Raw genomic sequence first — 10,223 nt, 5'->3', positions numbered from 1 at the left:
TTGGTGCAACCCAGCAAGGGCTGCCACTTGGTGTCCGTTCCTCCCTCTCGGGCTGACATCGAGAACATTAGGTCACCGCCACCCCATGCGCCAAATCGGGGGCGAATCCCCCGGATTTTCGGGGGGTCCGCCCCCGATGGGAGGTCTGGTGCCTGGTCAGGACTGGCGTGCTGCGGCCAAGTTCTTGCGGCCGCGACGCAACACGGCCACCCGTCCGTGGAGGTACTCCCCGGGGCTCAGCACGTGCGCCTCGTCGGAGATCTTGTCCCCGTTGATCGAGACCGCGCCGTCGCCGATGGCGCGGCGAGCGGCCTTCTTCGAGTCCACGAGGCCCGTGGCCACGAGCGCGTCGAGCACTCCCGTGCCGGCGGGGACATCAGCGCCCGGCAGCTCCGCAGTGGCGTCGACGAGGGTCCCGAGGTCGAGCGCACCGAGGTCCCCCTTGCCGAAGAGTGCCTCGGACGCCGCCTGGACCGAGGCGGTGGCTTCCTCCCCGTGCACGAGAGTCGTCATGTCGACAGCCAGAGCCTTCTGGGCGGCACGTCGGAAGGGCTCGTCGGCCACGAGCCGCTCGAGCTCGGCGATCTCCTCCAGGCTGCGGTCGGTGAAGACCTTGAGCAGCGTGACCACGGACGCGTCCTCGACGTTGAGCCAGTACTGGTAGAAGGCGTACGGGCTGGTCATCTCTGCGTCGAGCCAGACGGCATTGCCCTCCGACTTGCCGAACTTGTTGCCGTTGGCGTCGGTGATCAGGGGCGTCGTCAGCAGGTGGACCGACTTCCCCTCGGCGCGATGGATGAGGTCCGACCCGGCCGTGAGGTTGCCCCACTGGTCCTGGCCGCCGGTCTGCAACGTGCAGCCGTACTCGCGGAAGAGCTGGAGGAAGTCGAGGCCTTGGAGGATCTGGTAGCTGAACTCCGTGTAGGAGATCCCCTCGTCACTCTTCAGACGTGCAGCGACCGCGTCCTTGCGGACCATCTGGTTGACCCGGAAGTGCTTGCCGATGTCGCGCAGGAAGTCCAGCGCGGACATCGGCGCGGTCCAGTCGAGGTTGTTGACGGTGATCGCCGGGTTGTCCCCCTCGAAGTCGAGGAAGGGCCGCACCTGTTCCTGGATGCGTCCGACCCACTCGGCGGTCTGCTCCTTGGTCTTCAGCACACGCTCAGCGCTCGGACGCGGGTCTCCGATGAGTCCGGTCGACCCACCGACGAGACAGATCACGCGGTGACCGGCCCGCTGCAGGTGACGCAGGACGATCAGCTGTACGAGGTTGCCGAAGTGCAGCGAGGGAGCCGTGGGGTCGAATCCGCAATAGAGCGTGATCGGTCCGTCGGCGAAGGCCTGTCGCAGGGCGGTCTCGTCGGTGGTCTGGGCCACCAGTCCACGCCACTGCAGCTCGTCGAGGATGTCGGTCACGGTCTTCATCGGTCCTTCCGGGATGTGCCGGCGCGCGGCCGCGAGCCGCTCCCCAGCCTGCCATGGCAGGGACGAGCGACCGTGAGGCGCACCGGTCCGCCATGTGGAACACCCGGTGACAGGCACTCCCTTCGTCCCGCTAAGGTGTGCCTCACCTCAGTAAACGTGATGGGAGAGAACCTCGTGATCGTGTGCCACTGCGCCGTCGTCAGCGATCGGGAGATCGCCGCTGCCGCGATGGCCGGCGCGAGGACCCTCTCCCAGGCATGCACGAGCACCGGCGCGGGCCGTGATTGCGGGGCCTGTGTCTTCTCAGTGCGCCGCATTCTCTGCGAGAGTGTGGAGAGTGAGGCCGATCACGGGCTCGCCACCACTCCCGCGGAGGTAGATCGTGAAGCCAGCTGACCCTCGAGTCGTCACACTCCTCAACGAGGCCCTCACCCTCGAGCTGACCGTCGTCAATGCCTACTTCCTCCACGCGAGGATGCTCGACAACTGGGGCCTCCCCCGACTGGGCAAGGTCTTCTACGACCTGTCGATCGGCGAGATGAAGGACGCGGACGAGCTGATCGAGCGCATCCTCATGTTCGACGGGCACCCCAACGTGCAGAAGCTCAACAACATCCAGATCGGCGAGAACGCCGTGGAGATGCTCGAGCTCGCGCTCGCCAGCGAGATCGTCGCGGTCAAGCAGTTCAACGCTGCTGCAGCCGAGTGCCACGAGCTCGGGGACCACGCCACGGCGTCCGTCTTCGAGGAGATGGCGCGTGACGAGGAGCGTCACGCCGACTGGTTCGAGGCCCAGCTCGACGCGTGCGCGCGCGTCGGGATGGAGAACTACCTGGCCCAGCAGGTCGACGTGGGCGTCAACCCCGCCTGACCTTGCCCGGGCGATAGACCGACACGCTCGGCTCGCCGTCGATCCACATGCGCCAGGGATAGGTCTCGCCGTCACCCCCGGGGCCGGAGACCCCCACCCGGGGACCGGTCCTCACGATCGTGTCCGGGACGGGCTCCGGCGGCCCGTACAGGGCGAAGGGGGCACCCCGCCCGACCAGCGAGGCTCCGTCGTCCTCCCCCACGAGCCCAAGGGTCTTCGTCAGCCGCCCGGGGCCGCGCGCCAGGTCCCGCACGGGCACACCGGGACGGCGCTCGGCCACGACGTCGTGCCCGGCGACGACCTCGCCGGCCCGCAGCAGGACGGCAGCACACTCCCCCGCGGTGCCGCACACGATGTTCGCGCACCAGTGGATGCCGTAGGAGCGATAGACGTAGAGGTGCCCGGGCGGACCGAACATCACCTCGGTGCGCGGCGTCATCCCTCGATAGCCGTGAGAGCCCGGATCCTTGCTCCCCCAGTAGGCCTCCACCTCGGTCAGACGCAGCGTCACGGGTCCGGCGACGACGTACGCCCCGAGCAGTGCCCTGGCGACGAGGAGGGGGTCACCGGTCAGGTCGGCCCTGCCCCACCGGCGTCCCCGCGCACGCACTGTCAGCGAGCCTCGATCCGGCTCGCAGCGAAGGCACTCAGCTCGCCCAGGAGGGCCGCAGCGTCCGCCAGCTGCTCGGTGACCCGGGCAGGTGCCGTACCGCCCTTCGCGTCGCGTGAACCGAGGGAGCCCTCGACCGAGAGCACCTCCCGGACGCCGGGGGTCAGGTGCTCGCTGATGCCCGCGAGGTCCGCGTCGCTCAGGTCCCACAGCTCGATGTCGCGCTCCTCGCAGACTCGCACGCAGGCACCGGCGACCTCGTGGGCGATGCGGAAGGGGACGCCCTCACGCACGAGCCACTCAGCGATGTCCGTGGCGAGCGAGAAACCCTGGGGCGCAAGGGATGCCATGCGCTCACCGTGGTAGGTCATCGTCGCCATCATCCCGGAGAACGCCGGCAGCAGGACCTCGAGGGTGTCGACCGCGTCGAAGACCGGCTCCTTGTCCTCCTGCAGGTCGCGGTTGTAGGCCAGCGGCAGAGCCTTGAGGGTCGTCATCAGGCCGGCCAGGTCGCCGACCAGACGACCGGCCTTGCCGCGTGCGAGCTCGGCGACATCGGGGTTCTTCTTCTGCGGCATGATGCTGGACCCGGTCGAGAAGGCGTCGTCGAGCGTGACGAAGGAGAACTCCTTGGTCGCCCAGAGGATGACCTCCTCCGCCAGACGAGAGATGTCGACCGCGGTCATCGCCGCGACGAAGCAGAACTCCGCCACGAAGTCGCGCGAGGCCGTGCCGTCGATCGAGTTGTCGATCGAGCCGGCGAACCCGAGGTCCGCAGCCACGGCCTCGGGGTCCAGCCCCAAGGAGGAACCCGCCAGCGCACCCGAGCCGTACGGGCTCAAGGAGGTGCGGGCGTCCCAGTCGACCAACCTCTGGACATCGCGCAGCAGCGGCCACGCGTGAGCAAGCAGGTGGTGGCTCAGCAGGACCGGCTGGGCGTGCTGCAGGTGGGTACGTCCGGGCATCGCCACGTCGATGTGGGCCCGGGCCTGGTCGACGAGCGCCTGCACGACGTCGAGGATGAGCCCCGAGACGATGCGCGCGTGGTCGCGCAGGTACATGCGAAAGAGCGTGGCCACCTGGTCGTTGCGCGAGCGTCCCGCGCGCAAGCGGCCGCCCACGTCGGCTCCGGCACGCTCGATGAGGCCGCGCTCGAGGGCCGTGTGCACGTCCTCGTCGTCCTCGGCCGGGGCGAAGGCCCCTGACTCGACATCGGTCGCCAGGACGGCCAAGGCGTCGAGCATCGCCTCGAGGGTCGGGTCGTCGAGCAGACCCGCGCCGTGGAGCACGCGTGCGTGAGCCCGCGAGCCAGCGATGTCGTAGGGGGCCAGACGCCAGTCGAAGTGCGTCGACTTGCTGAGCGCCGCGAGAGCCTCGCTCGGGCCGCCGGCGAAGCGACCGCCCCACAGGCTCACCCGCTCGGACGTCGCGTTCTGGTCCTGGCTCACGGTGTCTCCTGGCTGTCGATGGTCTGGGCGAGGCCCAGCAGTCGTGTGGTGAGGGCGGCACCCTGGTCGGGGCCGCCGGTGATGATCATGATCGTGTCATCCCCTGCGATCGTTCCGAGCACCTCGGGCAGGCGCGCGTGGTCGATCGCCGAGGCGAGGTAGTTGGCCGCACCGGGGGGCGTGCGTACGACGACGAGCTGGGCGCTCGCCCGTGCCGTGACGAGCAACTCCTCGCACAGCCGGCGCAGCCGACCGTCCAGCTCTGCGGGGTCGACGGCCGCACGAGGGGTGCGGTCACCCCCTTCGCCGGGGATGGCATAGACGAGGTCGCGGCCGACCCGCACCTTTTCCGCGCGCAGCTCGAGCAGGTCCCGGGAGAGGGTCGCCTGGGTGACCTCGATCCCGTCGTCGGCGAGGAGCGCGAGCAGCTCGGGCTGGCTGCGCACGGCGTGCTCACGCAGCAGCTCGGTGATCCGGGCCTGCCGGCCCGGCCGGGTCGCGGCGATCACGACGAGGCGCGCAGCAGGAAGGTGAGGAGGGCCTTCTGGGCGTGCAGCCGGTTTTCGGCCTCGTCCCAGACGACCGACTGCTCGCCGTCGATGACCTCGGCCGCGATCTCGAGACCGCGGTAGGCGGGCAGGCAGTGCAAGACGATGGCGTCATCGGCGGCCTGCACCATGAGCTCGCGCGTGACGGCGAAGGGAGCGAAGGGCGAGGACTGGCCGGTGCGGTCCCCCTTCTCCCCCTCCATGCCCATCGAGACCCAGGTGTCGGTGGCGACGACATCCGCATCGATCACCGCAGCGACCGGGTCGTCGGTGACGAGCACGGAGCCGCCCTGCTCTGCGGCGATGCGTTCGGCACGGGCGAGGACGTCCGCGGACGGCTGGTGCGTGCTCGGCGTCCCGATCCGCACGTGCATCCCGGCGAGGGCGCACGCGAGCAGGTAGGAGTGCGACATGTTGTTGGCCCCGTCACCGACGTAGGCGATGGTGCGCCCGGCCGTGGCGCCCTTGTGCTCCCGGATCGTCAGCAGGTCGGCCAGCAGCTGGCAGGGGTGGTAGTCGTCGGTCAGGGCATTGACGACCGGCACGTCGACATGAGCGGCCATCTCCTCCAACCGGTCCTGACCGTGCGTGCGCCACACGATCGCGCTGACCTGGCGCCCGACGACACGGGCGACGTCGGCGATCGACTCACGGGTACCGATCTGGGCCAGGTTGCCGTCGACCGCCATCGGGTACCCGCCGAGCTCGGCGACCCCCGTCGCGAAGGAGAGCTGGGTGCGCAGCGTCGGCTTGTCGAAGATGATCGCGACGGCGCGCGGGCCGGCGAGCGGCTGCTCGGCGTGCCGGTCCGCCTTGAGGGCAGCAGCCAGGTCGAGGACCTCGCTCTGCTCCTGCGCGGTCAGGTCGTCGTCGGCGAGCAGGTGGCGGGCGGTCATGCGGACTCCTTGACGGCCTCGTCGAGGATCGCCGGGAGGGCGTCGACGAAGGTGGCGAGCTGGTCGGTGGTGATGACGAGCGGCGGTGCGAGGCGCAGCGCACCGGCGGCCACCGGGTTGACGATGAAGCCGTGGCTGCGGGCGAGTCGGGCGACGGCGGGTGCGATCGGCTGGGCGAGGGTGATGGCGCGCAGCAGCCCGGCGCCGCGCACCCCGGTGACGAGCGGGTGCGCCAGGGCCTCGACGCGGTCGACGAGGAAGTCGCCGGCGGCGACAGCGTGCTCGAGGAGGCTCTCGGACTCGATGGTCGCCAGGACGGCCAGTGCGGCGCTGCAGGCCAGCGGGTTGCCGCCGAAGGTCGAGCCGTGCTGACCCGCCGTGAGCAGACCGGTCACCTCGGGGCCGAAGGTGACGAGCCCCCCGATGGGCACTCCCCCGCCGAGCCCCTTGGCGATGGTGATCGCGTCGGGGACGACGCCCTCGAGCTGGTGGGCGAACCAGGCCCCCGTGCGGCCGATACCGGTCTGGATCTCGTCCAGCACGAGCAGAGCGCCGGCGTCACGGGTGATCTCACGTGCGGCAGCGAGGTACCCCACCGGCGGTGCCACGACACCGGCCTCACCCTGGATCGGCTCGAGCAGGACCATCGCCGTGTCGGGACCGACAGCCGCTCGCAGTGCCTCGACATCGCCGGGCGCGACGTGCGACACCCCGGGCAGCAAGGGCTCGAAGGGGGCCCGGTAGGCCTCCTTGTGGGTCAGGCTCACGGCTCCGGTGGTCCGGCCGTGGAAGGCGCCGCCGACCGCGACGATGCCGGTGCGCCCGGTGCGCCGCGACAGCTTGATGGCCGTCTCGACGGCCTCGGACCCGCTGTTGCAGAAGAAGACTCCCGAACCCTGTGGTGCCTGCGCGATGCGCAGCACGGCCTCGGCGGCCTCGATCTGGGCAGGCGTGGTGAAGAAGTTGCTGACGTGCACCAGCTCGGCGGCCTGCTTGGAGATGGCCCCCACGAGCTCGGGGTGCCCGTGGCCGAGGGCATTGACGGCGATGCCGCCGAGCAGGTCGAGGTATCGGTTGCCGTCGACGTCCCAGACGTAGGCGCCGTCGCCTCGCGCGAGGACGAGCCCGGGCAGCCCGAAGACGCCGATGTGGCTGGCGCGGTAACGCTCCAGCAGCGCCTGGTGCGAGGCGGAGATCTCAGTCATGACGGGCTCCCTTCGCCCTGGTCGTCGTCGTCCTGCGGGTCGGGAAGGATCATCGTGCCGAAGCCCTCGGAGGTGAACAGCTCCAGAAGCATCGAGTGGGGTTGGCGTCCGTCGACGACGTGCGCCTGCGGGACACCTTCGGTGACGGCGCGGATGCATGCTTCGAGCTTGGGGATCATGCCCGAGTCGACGCGCGTCAGCAGATCGCGGGCACCCGAGGCGGTCAGGTGCGACAGGAGTGAGTCGCGGTCGGGCCAGTCGGCGTAGACACCGTCGACATCGGTGAGGACGACCAGCTTGTGAGCGCGCAGTGCGACCGCGAGTGCTGCGGCGGCGGTGTCTGCGTTGACGTTGAGCACCTGGCCCTCGCCGTCGAGGTCGGGCGCGATGGTCGAGACGACGGGGATGCGGCCGGCGTCGAGGATGTCCAGGACCGCTGCCGGGTTCACCGTCTCGACGTCACCGACGAGGCCGATGTCGACGAGCTCGCCGTCGATGGTCACGCTCTTGCGGCGACCGCCGAAGAGACCGGCGTCCTCGCCGGAGAGACCCACGGCCACGGGTCCGTGCTGGTTGAGCAGGCCGACGAGCTCGCGACCGACCTGCCCGGTCAGGACCATCCGCACGACGTCCATGACCTCGGGGGTCGTGACGCGCAGGCCGCCCTTGAACTCGCTCTCGAGACCGAGCCGGTCGAGCATCGCCTGGATCTGCGGGCCGCCACCGTGGACGACGACGGGACGCAGCCCGGCCAACCGCAGGAAGACGATGTCCTCGGCAAAGGCCGCCTTGAGGGCGTCGTCGGTCATCGCGTTGCCGCCGTACTTGATGACGACGAGCGCCCCGCGGAAGCGCTCGAGCCACGGCAGTGCCTCGACGAGGGTCATCGCCTTGGACTGGGCGACCCGCAGGGCCGCGGCGTCGATGGCGCCGCGCAGGGTGGAGTTGTCAGGCATCGCTAGTCCTCAGGTGGAGTAGGCGGAGTTTTCGTGGACGTAGTCGTGCGTGAGGTCGTTGGTCCAGACCGTCACCTCGTGAGAGCCGGCGTGCAGATCCACCTCGACCCGAACCTCCCGCTGCTCGAGGTCGACAAGGGCACGGTCCTCGCCGACGCCGCATGCGCGACACACCTGGATGCCGTTCATCGTCACGTCCAGCTGCGCAGGCTCGAAGGCCGCCGTGGTCGTCCCGACCGCCGCGAGGACGCGACCCCAGTTGGGGTCCTTGCCGAAGATGGCGCACTTGAAGAGGTTGTTGCGGGCGATGCTCCGGGCGACCTCGAGCCCGTCCTCCTCGCTGGCCGCGTTGCGCACGACGATCTCGATGTCGTGGGCCGCGCCCTCGGCATCGCCGATGAGCTGGCGGGCCAGATCTGCACTGACCTCACGGATGGCCTCGGTGAGGTCAGCCCGGTCGACCGGTCGACCCGAGGCTCCGGACGCCATGACGACGACCGTGTCGTTGGTCGACATGCACCCGTCGGAGTCGATCCGGTCGAAGGTGGTCCGAGTCGCCTCGCGCAGCGCGGCGTCGAGGTCCTCGGCGCTCGTCACGGCATCGGTCGTGATGACGACGAGCATCGTGGCCAGCGCCGGGGCGAGCATGCCCGCCCCCTTGGCCATGCCGCCGACGCTCCACCCGTCACGGGCAGCGGCAGCCGTCTTGGACACCGTGTCCGTGGTCATGATCGCCTCGGCGGCGGCAGCTCCCCCCTCGGCGTCGAGGCAGGTGGCGGCAGCGGTCACGCCGGCGCTCAGCTTGTCCATCGGGAGCAGCTCGCCGATGAGGCCGGTGCTGCACACGACGACATCGCCGGCGGCGACGCCCAGGGTGTGCGCCGTGTGCTCGGCGGTGGTGTGAGTGTCCTGGAAGCCCTGGCCACCGGTGATCGCGTTGGCACCTCCGGAGTTGAGGATGACCGCGTCCGCGCGGCCGTCGGCCACGACCTGCCGTGACCACGTGACCGGTGCGGCCTCGACCCGGTTGGTCGTGAAGACCGCAGCGACGTGGTGGTCAGGACCGTCGTTGACGACCAGGGCCACGTCGGAGCGACCGCTCGCCTTGAGGCCGGCGGTCACCCCGCTGGCGCGGAATCCTGCGGGAGTCGTCGTGCTCACGGTGCCACTCCTGTCATCGGCAGCCCGGTGGTCTCGGGCAGACCGAGGGCGAGGTTCATGGACTGCACGGCGGCGCCGGCGGTCCCCTTCGTCAGGTTGTCCTCGGCGGCGATCGCGATGACGCGCCCGCTGCGCTCGTCGAGGGTGACCTGGATGTGGACGAGGTTGGAGCCGAGCACACTGCCGGTGTGGGGCCACTGGCCCTCCGGCAGCAGGTGGACGCACGGCTCGTCGGCGTAGGCGCTCTCCCAGGCAGCGCGCACGGTCGCGGCGTCCGTGCCGGGGACGACCCGAGCGGTCGTCGTGGCGAGGATGCCACGGGGCATCGGCGCCAGGGTCGGGGTGAAGGAAACGCTCGCGTCCGCACCGGCAGCCACGCTGAGGTTGCGCCGGATCTCCGGAGTGTGGCGGTGGCCGCCACCCACGCCGTAGGGGCTCATCGCGCCCATGACCTCGGCCCCGATGAGGTGCGGCTTGGCGGAGCGGCCGGCGCCCGAGGTGCCCGACGCGGCGACGACGACGATGTCCTGCGGCTCGATGACGCCGGCGGCCAGCCCCGGCGCGAGGGCCAGGCTGACGGCCGTCGGGTAGCAGCCGGGGACGGAGACGTGCCGGGCGCCGACGAGGTCGTCGCGGTGCTTGCCGCCCCCGGCCTTGACCAGCTCTGGCAGGCCGTAGGGCCACGTGCCGGCGAAGGGGGTGTCGTAGTAGTCGGTCCAGTCCTGCTCGTCATCGAGGCGGAAGTCCGCGCCGCAGTCGATGATCGTCACGTCGTCCGGCAGCTGCTGCGCGATGGCCGCAGAGTGGCCGTGCGGCAGCGCGAGGAAGACGACGTCGTGACCGGCGAGGGTCTGCGCGTCGGTCGGCTGCAGGATGCGGTCGGCCAGGGGTTGCAGGTGGGGGGCGAGATCGCCCATGCGCACTCCCGCGTTGCCCGACGCGGTCAGGGCCCCGATCTCGACCTCTGGGTGGGCCAGGAGGAGCCGAGCGATCTCGGCTCCTGCGTAGCCGCTGGCTCCGGCGATGGCTGCTGTGATCACAGTGCATGACCATACGCAGTTGCGTAGTTCCATGCAAGAAGGCCGCACCCCGGTCTCGGGATG

At 70.3% G+C, this 10,223-nt stretch carries 11 protein-coding genes; 2 read left to right on the top strand and 9 right to left on the bottom strand.

Features of this window, described 5'->3' with window-relative positions; translation table 11 throughout:
• Window positions 1-156: 156 nt before the first annotated feature.
• Entirely contained in the window at window positions 157-1,416 is a 1,260-nt protein-coding gene (gene tyrS, locus ASG73_RS10700) for a tyrosine--tRNA ligase (protein WP_055994665.1), read from the bottom strand.
• A gap of 168 nt (window positions 1,417-1,584) precedes the next feature.
• Here tyrS and ASG73_RS10695 point away from each other — a divergent pair, with 168 nt between their 5' ends.
• Both ASG73_RS10695 and bfr read left to right on the top strand, forming a co-directional pair.
• Window positions 1,585-1,821 carry a (2Fe-2S)-binding protein gene (locus tag ASG73_RS10695; protein ID WP_268766359.1) on the top strand — a complete coding sequence of 79 codons (237 nt, stop codon included), beginning with the start codon at window positions 1,585-1,587 and terminating at the stop codon, window positions 1,819-1,821.
• The gene (gene bfr / locus ASG73_RS10690; RefSeq protein ID WP_055994348.1) at window positions 1,808-2,296 is read left to right on the top strand and encodes a bacterioferritin; all 489 of its coding nucleotides are present in this window, start codon (window positions 1,808-1,810) and stop codon (window positions 2,294-2,296) included. The genes ASG73_RS10695 and bfr overlap by 14 nt, the downstream gene beginning before the upstream one ends.
• Here bfr and ASG73_RS10685 read toward each other — a convergent pair.
• The 8 genes from ASG73_RS10685 to argC are packed head-to-tail and all read right to left on the bottom strand — an operon-like array spanning window position 2,283 to window position 10,160.
• Window positions 2,283-2,906 (bottom strand): DNA-3-methyladenine glycosylase, encoded by a 624-nt coding sequence (locus tag ASG73_RS10685; protein WP_055994345.1) that lies wholly within the window; start codon window positions 2,904-2,906, stop codon window positions 2,283-2,285. The two genes, bfr and ASG73_RS10685, sit on opposite strands and share 14 nt — an antisense overlap.
• A gap of 2 nt (window positions 2,907-2,908) precedes the next feature.
• Window positions 2,909-4,354: an argininosuccinate lyase gene (gene argH, locus ASG73_RS10680; RefSeq protein ID WP_055994342.1), complete on the bottom strand. Its 1,446-nt coding sequence runs from the start codon at window positions 4,352-4,354 to the stop codon at window positions 2,909-2,911.
• Entirely contained in the window at window positions 4,351-4,863 is a 513-nt protein-coding gene (locus ASG73_RS10675) for an arginine repressor (protein ID WP_055994339.1), read from the bottom strand. Before ASG73_RS10675 ends, argH begins: the two co-directional genes overlap by 4 nt.
• Window positions 4,860-5,798 (bottom strand): ornithine carbamoyltransferase, encoded by a 939-nt coding sequence (argF, locus tag ASG73_RS10670; RefSeq protein WP_055994336.1) that lies wholly within the window; start codon window positions 5,796-5,798, stop codon window positions 4,860-4,862. Before argF ends, ASG73_RS10675 begins: the two co-directional genes overlap by 4 nt.
• Window positions 5,795-7,003 (bottom strand): acetylornithine transaminase, encoded by a 1,209-nt coding sequence (locus tag ASG73_RS10665; protein ID WP_055994333.1) that lies wholly within the window; start codon window positions 7,001-7,003, stop codon window positions 5,795-5,797. Before ASG73_RS10665 ends, argF begins: the two co-directional genes overlap by 4 nt.
• A complete protein-coding gene (gene argB / locus ASG73_RS10660; protein ID WP_055994330.1) occupies window positions 7,000-7,959 on the bottom strand; it encodes an acetylglutamate kinase in 960 nt (319 codons plus the stop codon). The genes ASG73_RS10665 and argB overlap by 4 nt, the downstream gene beginning before the upstream one ends.
• Window positions 7,960-7,968: 9 nt before the next feature.
• On the bottom strand, window positions 7,969-9,120 hold the full coding sequence (argJ, locus tag ASG73_RS10655) for a bifunctional glutamate N-acetyltransferase/amino-acid acetyltransferase ArgJ (RefSeq protein ID WP_055994328.1): 1,152 nt from the start codon (window positions 9,118-9,120) through the stop codon (window positions 7,969-7,971).
• Window positions 9,117-10,160 carry an N-acetyl-gamma-glutamyl-phosphate reductase gene (gene argC / locus ASG73_RS10650; protein ID WP_235499414.1) on the bottom strand — a complete coding sequence of 348 codons (1,044 nt, stop codon included), beginning with the start codon at window positions 10,158-10,160 and terminating at the stop codon, window positions 9,117-9,119. The genes argJ and argC overlap by 4 nt, the downstream gene beginning before the upstream one ends.
• Window positions 10,161-10,223 lie beyond the last annotated feature (63 nt).

It is taken from the genome of Janibacter sp. Soil728, from assembly GCF_001428305.1.
Lineage (GTDB): Bacteria > Actinomycetota > Actinomycetes > Actinomycetales > Dermatophilaceae > Janibacter.
The sequence above is the reverse complement of the archived record's forward strand: the minus strand, read 5'-3'. Positions and strand labels throughout refer to the sequence as shown.

Excerpts from the sequence above, each read along its gene's own strand:
- ASG73_RS10695 (WP_268766359.1), top strand. The coding sequence starts at position 1,585 with ATGGGAGAGAACCTCGTGATCGTGTGCCACTGCGCCGTCGTCAGCGAT.
- argF (WP_055994336.1), bottom strand. The coding sequence starts at position 5,798 with ATGACCGCCCGCCACCTGCTCGCCGACGACGACCTGACCGCGCAGGAG.
- ASG73_RS10665 (WP_055994333.1), bottom strand. The coding sequence starts at position 7,003 with ATGACTGAGATCTCCGCCTCGCACCAGGCGCTGCTGGAGCGTTACCGC.
- argB (WP_055994330.1), bottom strand. The coding sequence starts at position 7,959 with ATGCCTGACAACTCCACCCTGCGCGGCGCCATCGACGCCGCGGCCCTG.